At 69.1% G+C, this 17,830-nt stretch carries 15 protein-coding genes and 1 tRNA gene; 7 read left to right on the forward strand and 9 right to left on the reverse strand.

Going from position 1 to position 17,830, the window contains the following annotated elements:
- Position 1: 1 nt before the first annotated feature.
- Entirely contained in the window at positions 2-898 is an 897-nt protein-coding gene (locus MKK67_RS24120) for a DMT family transporter (RefSeq protein WP_243970257.1), read from the reverse strand.
- Between the two features lie 289 nt (positions 899-1,187).
- On the opposite strand from MKK67_RS24120, the gene MKK67_RS24125 reads away from it, so the two are divergent.
- Positions 1,188-1,586 carry a PRC-barrel domain-containing protein gene (locus MKK67_RS24125; protein ID WP_243970258.1) on the forward strand — a complete coding sequence of 133 codons (399 nt, stop codon included), beginning with the start codon at positions 1,188-1,190 and terminating at the stop codon, positions 1,584-1,586.
- A 220-nt stretch (positions 1,587-1,806) separates the two neighbouring features.
- Here MKK67_RS24125 and MKK67_RS24130 read toward each other — a convergent pair whose 3' ends face one another.
- Complete coding sequence (locus tag MKK67_RS24130) at positions 1,807-2,058, reverse strand: hypothetical protein (protein ID WP_243970260.1); 252 nt, start codon at positions 2,056-2,058, stop codon at positions 1,807-1,809.
- 286 nt (positions 2,059-2,344) lie between these two features.
- Here MKK67_RS24130 and MKK67_RS24135 point away from each other — a divergent pair, with 286 nt between their 5' ends.
- The 3 genes from MKK67_RS24135 to MKK67_RS24145 all read left to right on the forward strand — a co-directional run bounded on the left by MKK67_RS24135 (position 2,345) and on the right by MKK67_RS24145 (position 4,426).
- Positions 2,345-2,821, forward strand: coding sequence for a DUF2231 domain-containing protein (locus MKK67_RS24135; RefSeq protein ID WP_243970262.1), 477 nt, complete (start codon positions 2,345-2,347; stop codon positions 2,819-2,821).
- Positions 2,818-4,158, forward strand: a complete 1,341-nt coding sequence (locus MKK67_RS24140; RefSeq protein WP_243970264.1) for a PQQ-dependent sugar dehydrogenase — start codon at positions 2,818-2,820, stop codon at positions 4,156-4,158. Before MKK67_RS24135 ends, MKK67_RS24140 begins: the two co-directional genes overlap by 4 nt.
- A gap of 70 nt (positions 4,159-4,228) precedes the next feature.
- Positions 4,229-4,426: a hypothetical protein gene (locus MKK67_RS24145; protein WP_243970544.1), complete on the forward strand. Its 198-nt coding sequence runs from the start codon at positions 4,229-4,231 to the stop codon at positions 4,424-4,426.
- Positions 4,427-4,477: 51 nt separating this feature from the next.
- On the opposite strand, the gene MKK67_RS24150 is transcribed toward MKK67_RS24145, so the two are convergent.
- From MKK67_RS24150 to MKK67_RS24170, 5 genes are all read right to left on the reverse strand, one after another.
- Entirely contained in the window at positions 4,478-4,639 is a 162-nt protein-coding gene (locus MKK67_RS24150; RefSeq protein WP_243970266.1) for a hypothetical protein, read from the reverse strand.
- A gap of 438 nt (positions 4,640-5,077) precedes the next feature.
- The gene (locus tag MKK67_RS24155; RefSeq protein ID WP_243970267.1) at positions 5,078-6,046 is read right to left on the reverse strand and encodes a helix-turn-helix domain-containing protein; all 969 of its coding nucleotides are present in this window, start codon (positions 6,044-6,046) and stop codon (positions 5,078-5,080) included.
- 578 nt (positions 6,047-6,624) lie between these two features.
- Positions 6,625-7,287 carry a hypothetical protein gene (locus MKK67_RS24160; protein ID WP_243970269.1) on the reverse strand — a complete coding sequence of 221 codons (663 nt, stop codon included), beginning with the start codon at positions 7,285-7,287 and terminating at the stop codon, positions 6,625-6,627.
- Between the two features lie 276 nt (positions 7,288-7,563).
- Positions 7,564-7,639, reverse strand: a tRNA-Lys gene (locus MKK67_RS24165).
- 103 nt (positions 7,640-7,742) lie between these two features.
- Positions 7,743-9,308, reverse strand: a complete 1,566-nt coding sequence (locus MKK67_RS24170) for a 2-isopropylmalate synthase (protein WP_243970271.1) — start codon at positions 9,306-9,308, stop codon at positions 7,743-7,745.
- 405 nt (positions 9,309-9,713) lie between these two features.
- Here MKK67_RS24170 and leuB point away from each other — a divergent pair, with 405 nt between their 5' ends.
- The 3 genes from leuB to ubiB all read left to right on the forward strand — a co-directional run bounded on the left by leuB (position 9,714) and on the right by ubiB (position 13,424).
- Positions 9,714-10,823, forward strand: a complete 1,110-nt coding sequence (leuB, locus tag MKK67_RS24175; RefSeq protein WP_243970274.1) for a 3-isopropylmalate dehydrogenase — start codon at positions 9,714-9,716, stop codon at positions 10,821-10,823.
- Between the two features lie 188 nt (positions 10,824-11,011).
- A complete protein-coding gene (ubiE, locus tag MKK67_RS24180; RefSeq protein WP_243970276.1) occupies positions 11,012-11,794 on the forward strand; it encodes a bifunctional demethylmenaquinone methyltransferase/2-methoxy-6-polyprenyl-1,4-benzoquinol methylase UbiE in 783 nt (260 codons plus the stop codon).
- A gap of 67 nt (positions 11,795-11,861) precedes the next feature.
- A complete protein-coding gene (gene ubiB, locus MKK67_RS24185; RefSeq protein ID WP_243970278.1) occupies positions 11,862-13,424 on the forward strand; it encodes a 2-polyprenylphenol 6-hydroxylase in 1,563 nt (520 codons plus the stop codon).
- A gap of 77 nt (positions 13,425-13,501) precedes the next feature.
- Here ubiB and MKK67_RS24190 read toward each other — a convergent pair whose 3' ends face one another.
- Both MKK67_RS24190 and zapE read right to left on the reverse strand, forming a co-directional pair.
- Positions 13,502-16,456: a response regulator gene (locus MKK67_RS24190; RefSeq protein WP_243970280.1), complete on the reverse strand. Its 2,955-nt coding sequence runs from the start codon at positions 16,454-16,456 to the stop codon at positions 13,502-13,504.
- Complete coding sequence (zapE, locus tag MKK67_RS24195; protein ID WP_243970283.1) at positions 16,453-17,685, reverse strand: cell division protein ZapE; 1,233 nt, start codon at positions 17,683-17,685, stop codon at positions 16,453-16,455. The genes MKK67_RS24190 and zapE overlap by 4 nt, the downstream gene beginning before the upstream one ends.
- Between the last annotated feature and the right edge of the window lie 145 nt (positions 17,686-17,830).

Raw genomic sequence — 17,830 nt, forward strand, 5'->3', positions numbered from 1 at the left:
TTCAGGCGAAGCGTCGCGCCAGGGCCACGCAGACGGCGACCAGAATGGCCGCCGCGATCATCGCGGGCTCGATCCGCTCGCCGAGCACCAGGGCGGCGACGCCGAGCCCCAGGAACGGCTGCAGCAACTGAAGCTGCCCGATCGCCGCGATGCCGCCTCGGGCGAGCGCCCGGTACCAGAACACGAACCCGATCAGCATGCTGAACAGAGCCACATAGCCGAGGCCGGCCCAGGCCGGGAGCGGGATCGCGCCGGGATCGGCCGGGCTCAAGACCAGCGCCAGCGGCAGGGAGAGCGGCAGGGACAGGACCGTCGCCCAGGCGATCACCTGCCAACCGCCGAGCCGCCGCGCCAGGATTCCGCCCTCCGCATAGCCGAGCCCGCAGACCAGGATCGCCGCGAGCATGAAGGCGTCCCCCGGTCCCGGCGGCCCGTCGAGCCCGCGGGCGGCGAAGCCCACAGTCACGAGCGCACCCAGCACCGACAGGACCCAGAAGGCCGCGGACGGGCGCTCGCCCGAGCGCAGGGCGCCGAACAGGGCGGTCGAAAGCGGCAGCAAGCCGACGAAGACGGTCCCGTGTGCTGCGCCGACGGTGCGCAGGGCCAGCGCGGTCAGGAGCGGAAATCCGACCACGACCCCGCCGGCCACGATCGCGAGCGCACCGAGATCGCGTCTCCGCGGCCACGCTTCTCGCAGGACCAGCAGCGCAGCCGCCCCCGCGAGGCCGGCGAGTGCTGCCCGTGCCGCGCTTAGGAACAGCGCGTCCATCCCGGTCAGCGCGAGGCGGGTCGCCACCAGGGAGGCGCTGAAGATCGCCACGCCGATCAGCCCGTCGATCCAGGCGCCCGACTGTCGCGTGACGGCACTCACGCCCGCGCCGCCCGGCAACGCCTTCACGACCTCTCCCTGTTTCACAGTCCGTGTCCCCCGGTCATCATCCGGCCGTGACATGCGTCCAGCGGCCGCTTGCCGCCAGGGACGGTTCGGGCGCGGTCCAGCTGAACTGTCCCGGCCGTGGACCCGTACAATCGCCTTGGGCCGTCATGCCGCGCGGAGACCCGGCGATGCCCAACTGGGGGATCCGATCGGTTCCATGTTCCGGGCATTAACATTTCTGCGAGAGGGCGGAACGATGCGACCGGGCCGGCACTTTCCAGGCGCCCATTCCGGGCCACTGGAGATCCTTATGCGCCGCCTCGTCCTCGCTACCCTCGCCGCCGCTGTCCTGGCCGGCCCTGCCCTCGCCGCCAACGACACGCCCCCGACGGTGGCCCCGAAGTTCGAGAGCGTGCCGCAGGACGCGGTGCTGAGCTACAACCTGATCGGCCTCAACATCACCGACGCCGCGAACAACACCGTCGGCGAGATCAAGGACCTCGCGATCGTCCACGAGAAGCTCGTCGGCTACATCGTCTCCGTCGGCGGCTTCCTCGGCATGGGCGAGCGCTACGTCGCCGTCGCGCCGTCCTCCGTTGCCCTCGGCTACGATGCCGACGCGAAGAAGTGGAAGGCGATCATCGGCGCCACCAAGGATCAGCTGAAATCCGCGCCGGAGTTCAAGTACGACGGCAAGTTCAAGCGCTGATCTTTGGCCAGGGCTGCCGGCAAGCGGAGTGCCGCCACTGCCGCAGCCCCGGCTCTGCGAGGATTCCCGGCCGTTCGATGAAGCGCAGATCGAGACCGAGAAGCCTCATTGCTCCGGAAGCGACATCGCGCAGCGGCCGGACGTGCCTTCCGCGTCGCGATGGCCAGAATCTCATATCCGAGATCACGGCCTCGACCCTGTCGCAAGCGCCGGTCGCGCGTCAGGACGATGCCCGATCCCCTTGCAGGGCCTCGCGCGCGATTTGACTGACCAGCGCGTCGCGTTTCGCCTGGCGGAGGATGATGCGGGCCGCCGCCCGGGCATTGGCCGCGCGCAAGGCGGCCTGCGGACCGCCATCGCGTTGCGCTCGCCAGGCGAGGGCACGAAACCATTTGACGTTGCCGAGCGCGGCTGCCCGGCGGCTGATTGGGCCACCGACATCGAGTGGCGTTTCTACTGTTGCAGCGGCCATTGGCTCAATCCTGGACTGCACGTCGCCGCTTGTCCGCTTATGAGACAAGAAATGGCGATGCTGAGCAGACTCGGCAATAGTGGTGCCGGGCGCTGATCTTAGAAAACGACACAGTTTTCACGGTTCGACGGTGCGGGGCCGCACGCCGCTCCCTCGCGTCGGCCCAGCTTGCCGGACCGACTCATCTGGCCGCCCTCGTCCCGGCGGTTCGCCCTGTCGCAGGGACGCCCTACGCGGAACCTTTGCGGCGGCGCGCGGTAGAATCCTCGCTAAACGATGTGATCGTATGACGAGGATCGCTGTGTCCGAAATGTACCCGCGATCGACCGCCAGCATCGCCGGCCATCCCATCCATCCGATGCTTGTGCCGATCCCGATCGTCTGCTTCGTCGGGACCCTCGTGACCGATGTCGCGTATTGGTCGACGGCCAACATGCAATGGGCCAACTTCTCGGTCTGGCTCCTGACCGTCGGGCTGGTCGCCTCCGTGTTCACGGCGCTGGCCGGCGCGATCGATTTCTTCGGGGATCGGAGCATCCGGCGGCTCAAGCCCGCCTGGATCCACGTGGCCGGCAATGCGGTTGCGCTGATCCTCGCGATCATCAACGCCTTCGTTCACAGCCGCGACGCCTACACATCCGTCGTGCCGACGGGCCTGATCCTCTCGGCCCTGGTCGTCCTGATCCTGATGGTCACCGGCTGGAACGGTGCCACCTTGATCCATCGTCACCGAGTCGGCGTTCGGCCGGGAGAGCGCGCATGAGTCGGCTTCGTCACCTTCTCGCCGGGGCTGCCCTGCTGCCGCTGGCCGCCTGCGGACCGGATCCGATCGACCCGCAGACCCAGGTCGGGCCGAACCCGCCCCTGCCCGCGCTGCACCAGTACCTGCTGCCGCCGATGCACGTCTCCCGCTCGGTCGGCTGGAAGGACGGCGAGACCCCGCAGGTCGCGGCCGGACTTCAGGTGAAGGCCCTGGCCACGGGCCTCAAGAGCCCGCGCTCGGTCCTGGTCCTGCCCAACGGCGACATCCTGGTGGCGGAGAGCGGCGGCCCGACCCCGCCGATCAACCGGCCCAAGGAGATCATCATGGGCTGGCTCGAGGGCCTGTCCCATCCGCCGGAGAAGCCGGGCCAGCGCATCACCCTGCTGCGTGATGCCGACGGCGACGGCGTGGCCGAGTTGCGCACCGTCCTGCTCGACACGCTGAACGCGCCCTTCGGCATGGCGCTGGTCGGGGACGACCTCTACGTTGCCAACACCGACGCGGTGATGCGCTACCCCTACAAGCCGGGCACGACGCGGATCACCGAACCCGGCACCAAGCTCACAGAGCTGCCGGCGGGCCGGATCAACCATCACTGGACCAAAAGCCTGACGGCCAGCCCCGACGGGACCAAGCTCTATGCAGGCGTCGGTTCGAACAGCAACGTCACCGAGAACGGGATCGACGAGGAGACCGACCGCGCGTCCATCTGGGAGATCGACCGGGCGACCGGCGCCCACCGGCTCTACGCCACCGGCCTGCGCAACCCGAACGGCCTGACCTTCGAGCCGCAGACCAAGGTGCTCTGGTGCGTGGTCAACGAGCGCGACGAGCTCGGACCCGACCTCGTGCCGGACTACATGACCTCGGTGAAGGAGGGCGGCTTCTACGGCTGGCCGTACAGCTACTGGGGCCAGAACCTCGATCCGCGGGTGATGCCGCAGCGCCCGGAACTGGTCGCCCAGGCGATCATGCCCGACTATTCGCTGAGCTCGCACGTCGCTCCGCTCGGGATGGCGTTCGCCACCGGCACCGGCCTGCCGCAGGCTTACCGGAGCGGCGCCTTCGTGGGCGAGCACGGCAGCTGGAACCGCGATCCGCTCAACGGCTACAAGGTGGTCTATATCCCGTTCGAGAACGGCAAGCCCGTCGGCAAGGCCCGGGACGTGGTCACCGGCTTCGTCAATGCCGACAATCAGGCCCGTGGCCGGCCGGTCGGGCTGGCGATCGATACCCAGGGCAGCCTGCTCATCGCCGACGATGCCGGCGGCACGGTGTGGCGCGTGACCGGATCGGGGGCGCGCTCGGATGCCGGCCCGGCGGCGATCCTCCGTTGATCCGTGTGGGGGCGCCTCGAAAAGCCTCTGGCCGAACCAGAATCATAACCCGGAGGGTCATGCCGTGACGATGTCGACTCGTTCACCCACCGCAATCAGCGACGAGGGGCGCCACGCCCGGGATCGCGGGGATCCGATCACGGCCAACCCGTATCCGGAGAATTCGGACGCGCACGGCACCTGGGAGCGCGGCTACCGGATTCCCGATCGCGAGGGACAGGACCAGGCCGCCGGCTCGGCGATCGACAGGGCCGATCAAGGATCGTGATCGTAGCTCGGTCAGCCGGCATGTCCGGCGATGTCGTTGCGGGTGCTCTCGCTACGGCGTGGGGGCTGATGGATCCTCGAGAGGCCGTTCATCGCCTGGTGCGATGAGCGGGGCCGCATTCCCGAAGCCGCTGATGACGTCCGCGACGAGATCATCGAGCGCGTCGGCGACCCATGTGGCGCCGGTCATGACTGAATTCATGAGGCTGTGCATCGCCAGCTCCCCGAATGCGAAGCATTCATTTTCAGAGGCGACGGGGCGTCGGGTTACCGGGCGCTCCGTCGCCGGGATCTGCCGACATCAGGCGAAGTGGGCCGGCAGGGCGAGGCTCATGGCCTGGACATAGGTGCCGGCCAGTATCGCGACGGTGGCGAGCGTCGCGGCGGCGGCGAGGGTGAGGCGGGCAGCGAGGGTCATCGGAAGTCTCCATCAGGTCCGCGACTGTGTTCGCGGTGTGACCCTGATGTATGCCCAAGCTTTCAGGATGGGCGTGCTCCGGCACACCTGGGACGTGACCTGATGGTTTCCCGTCAGGCGCGCCGCGATATCCGTGCTCAGGCCGCGCACGGTGGCGTGATGCTCAGGCTGCCGCGACAGCGCGGATACCGCCCCGGCCCAGCCTCGAACGAGCCGCCACAGCCCGGTCGAGGCTCAAGCTTTTGGATCGGCCGCGTCAGCCAGATGCCGGAAGTCGCTTGGCGCCATCCCGTATCGGTCCCTGAACCGGCGGGAAAAATGGGCTTGGCTGGCAAAGCCGCAGCCGAAGGCCAGAACGCCGATGGAAAGATGGCGGCAGCCTTGGTCGGTCAGACGCTTGGCTGCAGTCTCCAGGCGACGTTGCCAGATCCAGTCCGAAATGTGCTGACCCTGTTCTTTGAAAAGTTCCTGGAGCCGGCGCAGCGACACCCCCACTGCCGTCGCCAGTTTGGGCGGATCGAGAGAGGAGTCGCCCAGGTGCGCCTCGACGTAGGCCTTGGCGCGTTGGACCACGACGGTGCCGTGCAAGGGCTTGGGCACTTCCTTGGCCAAGCGTTCGGCGACGCTGGCCGCGATCAGGTCCACGGCGATCGCCGACATCCGCTTGGCCGCATCGGGCGTGAAGGCGTTCTCGACCCGCAGCAGCGTCTCCAGGAACGTCGTCACCAGCTTGGTGCTGCCGAGATCCGCTCCAACGGTGAGGGCCGAGAAGTGGCGCGCGTCGCCGAGAAGGTTCTCCATGCGAGCGCGCGGAATTTCCAGGAGCAGGGATTGGGACGATCCGGACGTCTGCCGGACGGATGGATTGGCCCGATCCAGAACCATGATCTCGCCGGCCTGCACGGTGGCCTGGCGTCCGAACTGCTCGCAACTCGACGTGCCCGACAGCTTGATCGTGACGGCTAAGGTGTCCCGCTTGTCGTTCCGACGCAGCGTGGTCGGTGTCGACTCGACGCGGACGGCGCTGAACGTCGAACGGGTAATCAGCAGCGATCCGAGATCGGTACCTTCGAACAGGCCACGAAATACACCATCATCGACCCGGTACAGCTCGGCCGGCATCAGTCGATCGCGAGCGAAATCTCTCCAGAGTTGGAAATTTGTATCCGACTGTTCTCCGAGGGCCGAAAAAATGGTCTTCATTGAGGCGAAGGTCGGTCCGTTATTTCGAATTCAGGATCGGTGGATTATCTCTCGCCTTCCCTGGAAATGGTAGCGCTGACAGGGTAAGTTGTAAATTACAAGTTGCAGTGAGATATTTCTTCAACAATTGTTTTTTTATATTGTTAGACTGAATTAATGGGGTAAATATAGAGCTTATTAGAGATATTTACGTTAACTGAAGTCGTTATTCTTACATGAGTTAAAATGTCGCGGCGAACGATCGCGTCATCCGCAGGTCTGGATCGCGCATGACCTCGACGCCCATTGCCGGCTTCATAAAATGTGTTTCGTAGAGGCGATGACGGCCTCGCCGGCTTTCCGATCTGCATCGCGCTCTTACAGTCCCGCGGGCTTGGGCGGCGGTGATGCGGGTTTCACCGATTCCGAAGGTGCCCACTTCTCTGGTCTCCCTCAGGCGCGGCGGGTTTTTCGAGGCCGGCCCCCGCGATGGGCTACGCTGTCGGCCGGATCGCCGCAGAGGGCGCGGCGCCGACGAGCGAGCGGTTTTGATGGGCGAGGAACCCAGATGTCGCCCGCGGCCCTTGGGGAACGCCCGATCAATCGGCGATCGGCGGACCGGTATCGTCCGGCGCCTCTTGCGGCGCTGGCCGGGGTTTCCGGGCCGGCTTGACCGGTTGGACGGCTCGGGCCTGCGGCGGTGCTGGGCTGACGGACCGCTGCGGCGGGCTCGGTGGCCGCTCGATCCGGGCTCTGTTCGGGGCACCGGCCCGTTGACCGGCAGGGGCGGCGGACGGCTCGGCTGCCGGACCGGTCCGGGCCGGCGGCGTCGCGATGGCGGCCCGGTTGTGCTGTGGCGATCGCGGCGGCGTCCGGCCCGCTGCGGCCGCAGGTCCCCCCTGCCCCGGCACCGGCACGGCCGCTGCCGGGCCGGCGGCGGCTGCACTCTGCGGGACGACCTCACAATGCTGGCTGCAATTGCTGACGACCGCTTCGACGGTCTTGCCGTCGATCGTCGCGGAGACGATGCACCGGGCCGGATGGTAGATCAGCTCGTACTGGAACGTGCCCTTGTCATCCGACTCGGTGCGGAATCTGTTCTCCAGCACCACGGGCCTGCGCGGACCCTCCGTCGTCCCGACGATGTAGAGCCGGCCCGTCGCGATCGCCGCGACGGTGATCTCCGATCCCGCCCACGCGGACCCGCACGTCACCAGGGCGCCAACCCCGGCCGCGGCGACAATCGAGGCGAAACGAACCAATCGACACTTCTCCGCATTCTGCCGTCGACATGCGACGGCTAGACCATTTTCAGGCGGAGATAGTTACGACATCTAGATTGATCAGGCGATAGCAATTATCCTCGGCCCTATCGCACAAGTTTTGATTTCGTTGTGCATGAGCGCGGCCGCGGCGATGGCCGCACGGCCACCTCGGCATTCAGCATCCAGCCGCCGGAGACGGGGCACGAAAACGACCCACACGGCACACCGGTACAAGTCGAGGGCTGATTTTCTAAGGGAGGTCTTCGAGGATCTTGGTGGGCGCACTAGGGTTCGAACCTAGGACCCGCTGATTAAGAGTCAGCTGCTCTACCAACTGAGCTATGCGCCCGATCGCATCTGCGATCCGCCCCGGCGGCCACCAAGTCCGTCCGGGGTGGCGGGCTGATACCAACGCATCCGGGGGCTGTCCACCCCCGGATGCGAGTTTTTTGCTATTCCGCCGCCGCGTGCTGTGCATGAACCCGCACCGCGTGGGCCGCGAGCTTGTTCAGGGCCGAGAGATACGCCTTGGCCGAGGCGACCAGCGTGTCCGGATCGGCACCGCGGGCGGTGACGCTGCGCTCGCCGTCGCGCAGGCGTACCGAGACCTCGGCCTGGGCGTCCGTGCCGCCGGAGACGGCCTGGACCTGGTACAGCTCCAGCTCGGCCTTGTGCGGCACCAAAGCGGTGATGGCGTTGAACACGGCATCCACCGGCCCGTTGCCGTCCGCCTCCTCGATCCGCGTGCCGGTCTCGTCGGCGATGCGCAGGGTCGCGCGCTGCGGCCCTCGTGTGCCGGCGATGACCGAGAGCGACACCAGCCGAATCCGGTCATGCGCCGTGGCGAGGTTCTCGTCGACCAGCGCCTCGATATCCTCGTCGTAGACGTGCTTCTTGCGGTCGGCCAAGGCCTTGAACCGCTCGAACGCGTCCTGGAACTGGTTGTCGGACAGGTGCAGGCCGAGGTCGTCGAGCTTGGAGCGGAACGCCGCCCGGCCCGAGTGCTTGCCCATCACCAGGGAGGTCTTGCTCAGGCCGACCGAGGCCGGGGTCATGATCTCGTAGGTCTCGGCGTTCTTGAGCATGCCGTCCTGGTGGATGCCGCTCTCGTGCGCGAAGGCGTTGCGGCCGACGATCGCCTTGTTGAACTGCACCGGGAAGTTGGTGGCGTGGCTCACCAGCTTCGAGGCGCGGGTCAGCATGGTCGATTCGATGCCGGTCTCGTAGGGCAGCACGTCCGCGCGGGTACGCAAAGCCATGACGATCTCCTCGAGCGCGGCGTTGCCGGCCCGCTCGCCGATGCCGTTGATCGTGCACTCGACCTGCCGGGCGCCGCCCTCGATGCCGGCGAGCGAGTTGGCGATCGCGAGGCCGAGATCGTTGTGGCAGTGGACGGAAAAGACCGCCTGGTCGGCGTTCGGCACCCGCTCGCGCACCGACGCGAACATGTCGCGGTACTCGGCCGGGGTCGCGTAGCCCACCGTGTCGGGCAGGTTGATCGTGGTGGCGCCGGCCTTGATCGCGGCCTCGACGCAGCGGCACAGGTAATCGATCGGCGTGCGGGTCGCGTCCATGGCCGACCATTCCACGTCCTCGACGAGGTCGCGGGCCTGAGCCACGGTCTTCAGGATGATCTCGAGGACCTCGTCCTGGCTCTTGCGCATCTGGTGCGCGAGATGGATCGGCGAGGTCGACACGAAGGTGTGGATCCGCCCGCGCTGGGCATGCCGCACCGCCTCGCCGGCCCGGGCGATGTCGGCCGGGATGGCCCGGGCGAGACCCGCGATCGTGGCGCGCTTGGTGCGCCGGGCGATTTCCGACACCGCCTCGAAATCGCCGATCGAGGCGATCGGGAAGCCGGCCTCGATGATGTCGACGCCCATCGTGTCGAGGAGCTCGGCCACCGCGAGCTTCTCGTCGTGGGTCATGGTGGCGCCGGGGCATTGCTCGCCGTCGCGCAAGGTGGTGTCGAAGATGACGATGCGTTCGCGGGCGGTGGTGCTGGTGGTTGTGGTCATGGCGTTACCCTGTCGCGGGCCGCCCGGCGGAAGGCTCGGGGCGGCGGGGAGCCCAAAAGGGGCGAGGTTCGCGAGTTCAAAAAATCCCCTGAAGGCCCAGGCGCGCCCGGACGGCCCTCAGGGGCGGGTAAGCAGAAGCGGAAGGAGAAGCCCGGCACGACGCGCGCGCGACCGCGGCGCCGGCGAAGCGGCGTGGGCGGTCTCGGTCGCTGAGCCGGCTCTGGCCAAGGCTCGTCTCTCCCGGGTGAGGCGCGGACGGCGTGATGCAGCATCCGCGCGGTGGGCGGCAGAGGTAGCGCCCGTGTGGCGGAAACACAAGGCCCGGTTCCGACCGCGACCTTGCCAAGCGCGGTTCGCCCTCGATAAAGCCCGCCGGCACGTCGAGAGAGAACCCGCGAGACCGCCATGGCCAGCTACAAGCTCCTGCTCCTGCCCGGCGACGGGATCGGCCCGGAGGTCGCGGGCGGCATGCAGGTCGTGCTCGGCGCCCTCAAGGAGACCGGCCTCGCCACGTTCGAGACCGAGACCGATCTCGTCGGCGGCTGCGCCCTCGACGCCCATGGCAGCCCGCTCTCGGACGAGACCCTGGCGCGGGCTCGGGCCGCGGACGCGATCCTGCTCGGCGCGGTGGGCGGCCCGAAATGGGCGGGCGTCGCCTACGAGAGCCGCCCCGAGGCCGGCCTGCTGCGCCTGCGCAAGGATCTGGAGCTCTTCGCCAACCTGCGGCCGGCGATCTGCTACCCGGCTCTGGCCGACGCCTCGGCGCTCAAGCGCGAGCTGGTCGAGGGACTCGACATCATGATCGTCCGGGAGCTGACCGGCGGCGTCTATTTCGGCGAGCCCAAGGAGATCACCACCCTGCCGGACGGCTCCAAGCGGGCGGTGGACACGCAGGTCTACACCACGGGCGAGATCGAGCGGATCGCTCATGTCGCTTTCGATCTGGCGGGCAAGCGCTCCGGCCGCGTCGCCTCGGCCGAGAAGCACAACGTGATGAAGTCCGGCGTCCTGTGGAAGGAGGTCGTCACCAAGGTCCATGCCGAGCATTATGCCAGCATCGAGCTGGAGCACGTGCTCGCCGACAACTGCGCCATGCAGCTGGTGCGCCGGCCGAAGCAGTTCGACGTGCTGGTGACCGACAACCTGTTCGGCGACGTGCTGTCCGACCTCGCCGCGATGCTCACCGGTTCGCTCGGCATGCTGCCCTCGGCCTCGCTGGGCGCGGTGGATGACAGCGGCGTGCGCTGGGCGCTCTACGAGCCCTGTCACGGCTCGGCCCCGGACATCGCCGGCCAGGACAAGGCGAATCCGATCGCGATGATCGGCTCGCTGACCATGTGCCTGCGCTACTCGTTCGGCCTCGGCGAGGCCGCGGACGCGCTGGACGGCGCCGTCATGGACGCGCTGGCGAGCGGCGCGCGCACCGCCGACATCGCAGGCGAGGGTACGAACCCGATCGGCACCCGCGCCATGGCGAACGCCGTGGCCGATGCGCTGCGCGCCCGCGTCGGCTGAGGATCCGTCACCGCCCGCGTGTTAGGACGCATGGCGGATGGGCGCAGCCTTCGCTATGACGCACGGGCTTTAGAGCGCTCGCCGCCGAAGTGGATACCGGTTCGGTGTCAGCGAGCGCGTCACATCAAGAACTTGGAGTCGTTCCCGAGCGCAATGCGATCGGGAACGGCTCTCGGAACGGGAGCGTCATGAAGGCCGGGGACGGGGCGACGGAGCGCGAGGGCGCGGATTTCGGCTTCGAGCGCGTGTCGCTCGACGAGAAGCAGGGGCGCGTCGACAGCGTCTTCCACTCGGTCGCCCGCCGCTACGACGTCATGAACGACCTGATGTCGGCGGGCCTGCACCGGGCCTGGAAGGCGCAGCTCGTCTCGATGCTGCGGCCGCCGCAGGGCCGGCCGTTCGCGCATCTCGACGTGGCCGGCGGCACCGGCGACGTGGCGTTCCGGGTGCTCGCTGCGGGCGGCCCGAAGACGCGGGTTACGGTGCTCGACATCAACGAATCGATGCTGCGCGTCGGCGCCGAGCGAGCCAAGGAGAAGGTCGAGGGCGCGGGCGACCGGATCGCCTTCGTGACCGGCAACGCCGAGAGCCTGCCCCTGCCGGACGCCGCCTTCGATGCCTACACGATCGCCTTCGGCATCCGGAACGTGCCGCGGATCGAGACCGCGCTCGCCGAGGCGCGCCGGGTGCTGAAGCCCGGCGGCCGGTTCCTGTGCCTCGAATTCTCCGCCGTCGACATCCCGCTGCTCGACAGGATTTACGACGCCTATTCCTTCCACGTGATCCCGCGGATCGGCGCTCGCGTCGCCGGGGATGCCGAATCCTACCGGTACCTCGTCGAATCGATCCGGAAATTCCCGACCCGGGGCGCGTTCAGCGGCATGATCGAGCGTGCCGGCTTCCGCCACGTCACCGACCGGCCGCTATCCGGCGGGATCGTGGCGATCCATTCCGGCTGGAAGGTCTCCTGATCTTGGCCGGTGCACGCGATCTCCCCCCCTCCCCCGCAGAGGGGGGCGGGAACGTCTCGGCGCGTCGATGATCGGCGCCGCGATCAACCTGTTCCGCGGCGCCCGGGTCGGCTTCGTCCTGGCGCGCGAGGGCGCGCTCGCCCTCGTCGATCCCTCCGAGCTCCCCGCGCATCTGCGCTTCGCCCTGAAGCTTGGGCGGACCCTGGAGCGGCGGGGACTGGGCGACGGCGCCGCCGGGCTGTCGGCCGCCCTGACGCGGCTCGGCCCCTCCTACGTGAAGTTCGGCCAGTTCCTGGCGACCCGGCCCGACATCGTCGGCATGCGGGCGGCCTTCGACCTGGAGCGGCTGCAGGACCGGGTGCCGCCGTTCCCGCAGGAGACCGCGCTGAAGGTGGTCGAGGCCGCGCTCGGCAAGCCGGTGCACACGCTGTTCGTGTCGTTCAGCGAGCCGATCGCCGCCGCCTCGATCGCGCAGGTCCACAAGGCGGTCGTGCAGGATGCCGACGGCACGCAGCGGGCGCTCGCCGTGAAGGTGATGCGGCCGGGCGTGCGCGAGCGGTTCATGCGCGACCTCGAAGTCATGCGCTTCATGGCCCGGGTGGTGCACGCCCTCTCGCCGCAGGCCGAGCGGCTGCGCCCGCGCGAGGTGGTCGAGATCCTCGCCCGCTCCGTGATGATGGAGATGGATTTCCGTCTGGAGGCGGCCGCCGCCTCGGAGATCGCGGAGAACACCAAGGGCGACCTCGATTTCCGCGTGCCCAAGCCCGAATGGGAACTCACCGCCCGGGAGGTGTTGTCCGCCGAGTGGATCGAGGGCGTGCGCCTGCACAGCGCGGCCGAACTCGCCGCCGCCGGCCACGACCCGCAGGCGATCGGGCGCACCGTGATCCAGAGCTTCTTGCGGCAAGCGATCCGCGACGGCTTCTTCCACGCCGACATGCACCAGGGGAACCTGCTGGTCGATGCCGAGGGGCGGCTCGTCGCCGTGGATTTCGGCATCATGGGGCGGCTCGGCCTGAACGAGCGCCGATTCCTCGCCGAAATCCTGCTCGGCTTCATCCTGCGCGACTACCGCCGGGTGGCGAAGGTGCATTTCGAGGCCGGCTACGTGCCGGCGCACCATTCGGTGGAGGATTTCGCGCAGGCGATCCGGGCGATCGGCGAGCCGATCCACCAGCGCCGGGCCGACGAGATCTCGATGTCCAAGGTGCTGACCCTGCTGTTCGACATCACCGCCCTGTTCGACATGAGCACGCGGACCGAGCTGGTGATGCTGCAGAAGACCATGGTGGTGGTCGAGGGCGTGGCCCGCTCGCTCGATCCGCGTCTCGACATGTGGACCACCGCCGAGCCGGTGGTGCGCAGCTGGATCACCAAGAATGCCGGCCCGCTCGGGCGTGCCCAGAGCGGCTTCGAGGCGCTGCGGGTGCTGTCCGACGTGGTCGGCGACATTCCCGACCTCGCGACCCGGCTCAAGCGCGTGCTGGTCCGCCTCGACGAGGCCGGGACGGGCGACGCGCGGCGTCTGGAGCACTTCGCCCGCAGCGAGGGCCGGCGCGCGATCTGGTCGACCCTGGCGCTCTGGGGCATCGCGGTCGGGGCGCTGGTGCTGGCGTTCCGGGGGATCTGACAGCCAGGATCGCCCGCGGCCCCCGGCCGGCATCGTCCCAAGAGCCGGCCTCCCCCGCTCGGGGATGATGCGCGGCGTCAGCCCACCTCCGCATGCCCCGGCATCAGCGCCCGCAGCTCCCGGGCGAGCTCGCTCAAGCCCGTCGTGCCCTTGGCGAGCACCCGGTCGGCCTGGCCGGCGAGGCGTCGGCGATCCTCGGCGGTGATGTCCTTGGCGGTGAGCACCACCACGGGGATGTCCCGCCAGTCCGGCCGGGCGCGCAAGGCCCGCAGGAAGCCGAACCCGTCCATCTCCGGCATCATCAGGTCGAGCAGGACCAGGCAGGGGCGCTCCGCCTCCAGGGTTTCCAGGGCGCGCAGGCCGTTCTCGGCCTCGACCACCGGAAAACCCTCGCGGCCGAGATAGGCGCAGAGATGGGCACGCACGTCCGCCTCGTCCTCGACCACCAGGATCGGACCGTCCGTGGTGACCGGCCGGAACCGGTCGATGACATGGCGCAGGCTGCCCCAGTCGATCGGCTTCTGGAGGTAGTCCGTGGCCCCGAGCGAGAAGGCGAGGTTCTGCTCGTCCAGCACCGTCACCATCACGATCGGCGTCGCGCCGACCTCGGGATCCGCCCGCAGGGCGCGCAGCACCGCCCAGCCGTCCATCTGCGGCATGGTCACGTCGAGGAGCACCGCCCGGGGGCGCAGGGACTTAGCCAGTTCCAGCCCCCGGCGGCCGTCCTCGGCCACCGCCACGGAAAAGCCCTCGCGCTCCAGGAAGCGGGCGAGGAGGTCCCGGGTCGCGGCATCGTCGTCGACCACCAGGATCGTCCTGCGATCGCCCGGGGTATCGCCGGGCGTCTGCGCGTGCTCGGCCTCCGGGCCCTGGAACTGCACTGGCAGCGTCAGCGTGAAGGTGGTCCCCTGCCCTTCCCGGCTCTCCACCACGATGGCGCCGCCGAGCATCTCCGAGAAGGCCCGGGTGATCGACAGGCCGAGCCCGGTGCCGCCGAAGCGCCGCGTCGTCGAGGCGTCGGCCTGGGTGAAGCGCTCGAACAGCCGCCCGACCTGCTCGTCGCTCATGCCGATGCCGGTATCCGCCACCGTGAAGCGCAGAGCCTCGGCGGTGCGGGTGACGCCCAGGGTGATCCGGCCGTTCTCGGTGAACTTCGCCGCGTTGCTCAGGAGGTTGATCAGGCACTGGCGCAGCTTGGTCACGTCGGTATGGGCCCGGCCGACATCCTCGGCCAGTTCCAGGGCCAGGGCGTTGCCCTTCTTGGCGATCAGGCCCTCGACAGTGGCGGCCACGTCGCGGACCACCTCGGCCACGTCGAAATCCTCCGCATAGATCTCGACCCGGTCGGCCTCGATCTTCGAAATATCGAGCACGTCGTTGATCAGGCCGAGGAGATGACGCGCATTGGACTCGATCTTCTTCATGTCGGCGATCAGGTCGGCTTCGCCGAGATCCTCCAGCTCCTCCTGGACCATCTCGGAATAGCCGATCACCGCCGAGAGCGGCGTGCGCAGCTCGTGGCTCATATTGGCCAGGAACTGGCTCTTGGCCTCGTTGGCGGCTTCCGCGGCGGCCCGAGCCGCTTCGATGGCCGCTTCCGCCTCCTTGCGCTCGGTGATGTCGGTGTGGGTGCCGACCCATTCGCGTAAGGTGCCGTCCGCTTCGAGGATCGGGACCGCCCGCACGCTCATGTGGCGGTAGGCGCCGGAGCGGGCGCGCAGCCGGTGCTCGGTGGCGTAGGGCGTCAGGGTCGACACCGCCCGGGACCAGTCGGCCTGGGTGTGGGCGCGGTCGTCCGGGTGGATCACGTCGAGGAAGCCGAGGCCGGCATAGGTGGCCTCGTCCTGGCCGGTGAAGCGGCTCCAGGCGGTCTGGCGCCGGTGCAGGCTCCCCTCCGGGTTGGCGGTCCAGACGATCGCCGCGCTGGCCTCGATCAGCGAGCGGAAGCGCTCCTCGCTGCGCCGGGTCCGCATCTCCGCGAGGTGGCGGATCGTGTCGTCGACCACGACCAGGCCGACACCCTCCACGTCCTGGCCGCTGTCGGGCGCTGTGCCCTCGCCGCGCAGGGGATAGAAACTCATCGAGAACTGGCGCACGCCGCCGGGGGCGGAGGGTGTCGGCACCCCCACCGGCACGTTCGGCGAGACCAGACCCGCTTCGAGGGCCGCGGCGAGCTTGGGTGCCAGCGCCTCGCGCAGGGTCGGGAGCATCGCCCAGATCGGGGCGCCGAGATCGGCCCCGAAGCCGCGCTCGCTCATGGTGGCGAGCGCCCGGTTCATGTGGCGGATCTTCAGGTCCCGATCGAGGAAGCCGAGGCCCACGGGGGCGTTGGCGAGCACGCCGTCGAGCAGGCGCGACATGCGCAGGGATTCCTGCCGCCGCACCAGGGCGAGGCGGGCGAGCAGCACGATCGCGCCGAGCGCCGCCGCACCGGAGAGCAGGAACAGGATCAGCCCGCGCCAGCGCTCCCGCACCTGCACGTCGGCGAGGTGCTGGGCCGTCATCGCCTGGCGGGCGGCGGCCTCCATGCGGATCGCGTCCATGAGACGCTTGCCCTCGCCGGTGCGCACGAGGTCGGTGGCCGCGTCGAAGCCCCGCTCCCGGCGCGCCGCGACCACCCGGGTGGCGAAGTCGCGCTTCTGCGCCACCAGCCCGGCGAGGGACGGGCCGCCGGCGCGCACCGGCTCCTGCGCGGTCGAGCCGAGGCCGGCAAGCTCGGTCTCGATCTTGCCGAGCGCGAGGGTGTAGGGCGTCAGGTAATCCTCGCTGCCGACCAGCACGAAGCCGCGCTCCCCGGTCTCCAGGTCCTTGACCTCGGAGAGCAGGCGCTCGACCCCCGCGATCGTGGCGTTGGCCTGCGCGGTGGCGGCCCGGTCGGCCTCCCCGGCGATGTAGTTGGCGGTGCCCGCCGCGAGCGCCACGACCAGCAGGACGAAGGCGGCCGGCGAGCCGAGGAGCGGTCCGAGCGGGCCGGCACCGCGCCAGTTCGGCCGCCGCAGGCGGAAGATCGAGCCGACTCCCGGGCGGTTCACGTCTCCACCAGCCCGGTGCTGGCACCTGAGGCTTCGGAATCGGCCCGTCCATGCGGCAGGGCGAGGTATTCCCGCGAGCGCATCTCGATCAGGCGGGAGACCGTCCGGTCGAACTCGAACGCTTCCCGGCCGGTCTCGGCCACGTAGAGATCCTGCGCCTCGGCGGCGGCCGAGGCCACCAGCTTCACGTGCCGGTCGTAGAGGGTGTCCACCAGGGTGATGAAGCGCTTGGCCTCGTTGCGCTCGGCCTCCCGCATTACCGGGATCCCGTCGAGGATCACCGTGTGGAAGGCCCGCGCCAGGGCCATGTAGTCCGAGGCGCCGAGCGGCTTGCGGCACAGGTCGTCGAAGCCGAAGCGGGCGACGCCGTTCGCCTCCTCCGGGATCGTGACGTCCCGTCCGTGGACCTGGATTGTGGCCGGGCGGCCCTTGGCCTTGCCGGTCAGCCCCTTGAACGCGGCGTCCAGGGCCGTCCGGGCGGCCTCGTCCGCCGGGACATGGTAGACGGCCGCGCCGCCGAGCTTCTCCAGACGGAAATCGGTGCGCGAATCGAGCCGCACGACCTCGACCTGCTCCTTCAACGTCGCGACGAACGGCAGGAACAGCGCCCGGTTCAGCCCGCCCTCGTAGAGCCGGTCGGGCTCGACGTTGGAGGTCGCCACCACGGTGACGCCGCGCCGGAACAGGTGGCCGAACAGGCGCCCGAGGATCATCGCGTCGGCGATGTCGGTCACCGTGAACTCGTCGAAGCACAGCAGGGTCGCCTCGTCGGCGAGCTGGTCCGCCACCGGGCCGATCGGATCGTCGCCCTTCACGGTGCCGGCTTTCAGTGCCTGCCGGTAGGCGTGGATGCGCTCATGCGCGTCCGCGAGGAAGCCGTGGAAATGGACCCGCCGCTTCGGCGCCGGCGCGGCGTCGTGGAACAGGTCCATCAGCATGGTCTTGCCGCGCCCGACAGAGCCCCAGATGTAGAGCCCCTTGGGCGCCTCGGCCTCGTCCTTGCGCCGGAACAACCAGCCGAGCGCGCTGGTCTTGCTGGCACGCTTGCGGCGCCCGAGGTCCTGGAGCAGCCGGTCGAGGGCGCGCACCAGCTGCGCCTGGGCGGGATCGCGCTCGATCGCGCCGGTGGCGACCAGGGCCTCGTAGCGCTCATGGACCGGGCCGGGCGACACGGCGCTGGCCCGCGCCTCCGCGGATGGCGCGTGTTGCTTCCCGGATTGCTCGCTCACGCCGCCGGTCCCCTGCAGCTCCGCATGGCGCCTGACCGGCACCCCCCGCGCCCGATCGACCGTTCCCGACCTGAGCCGCATCCCTGTGCCGCGCAAGCTGGGCCCGAATCAAGTCCAGCCCGGAACACGGTACGGCGAACCGTTC

The organism is Methylobacterium sp. J-072 (genome assembly GCF_022829425.1).
Taxonomy (GTDB): Bacteria; Pseudomonadota; Alphaproteobacteria; order Rhizobiales; family Beijerinckiaceae; genus Methylobacterium.

What these genes read in the sequence shown, in the direction of transcription:
- MKK67_RS24125 (WP_243970258.1), top strand. Translation starts at nt 1,188, where the DNA reads ATGCGCCGCCTCGTCCTCGCTACCCTCGCCGCCGCTGTCCTGGCCGGC.
- MKK67_RS24130 (WP_243970260.1), bottom strand. Translation starts at nt 2,058, where the DNA reads ATGGCCGCTGCAACAGTAGAAACGCCACTCGATGTCGGTGGCCCAATC.
- MKK67_RS24135 (WP_243970262.1), top strand. Translation starts at nt 2,345, where the DNA reads ATGACGAGGATCGCTGTGTCCGAAATGTACCCGCGATCGACCGCCAGC.
- MKK67_RS24140 (WP_243970264.1), top strand. Translation starts at nt 2,818, where the DNA reads ATGAGTCGGCTTCGTCACCTTCTCGCCGGGGCTGCCCTGCTGCCGCTG.
- MKK67_RS24145 (WP_243970544.1), top strand. Translation starts at nt 4,229, where the DNA reads ATGTCGACTCGTTCACCCACCGCAATCAGCGACGAGGGGCGCCACGCC.
- MKK67_RS24150 (WP_243970266.1), bottom strand. Translation starts at nt 4,639, where the DNA reads ATGCACAGCCTCATGAATTCAGTCATGACCGGCGCCACATGGGTCGCC.
- MKK67_RS24155 (WP_243970267.1), bottom strand. Translation starts at nt 6,046, where the DNA reads ATGAAGACCATTTTTTCGGCCCTCGGAGAACAGTCGGATACAAATTTC.
- MKK67_RS24170 (WP_243970271.1), bottom strand. Translation starts at nt 9,308, where the DNA reads ATGACCACAACCACCAGCACCACCGCCCGCGAACGCATCGTCATCTTC.
- leuB (WP_243970274.1), top strand. Translation starts at nt 9,714, where the DNA reads ATGGCCAGCTACAAGCTCCTGCTCCTGCCCGGCGACGGGATCGGCCCG.
- ubiE (WP_243970276.1), top strand. Translation starts at nt 11,012, where the DNA reads ATGAAGGCCGGGGACGGGGCGACGGAGCGCGAGGGCGCGGATTTCGGC.
- ubiB (WP_243970278.1), top strand. Translation starts at nt 11,862, where the DNA reads ATGATCGGCGCCGCGATCAACCTGTTCCGCGGCGCCCGGGTCGGCTTC.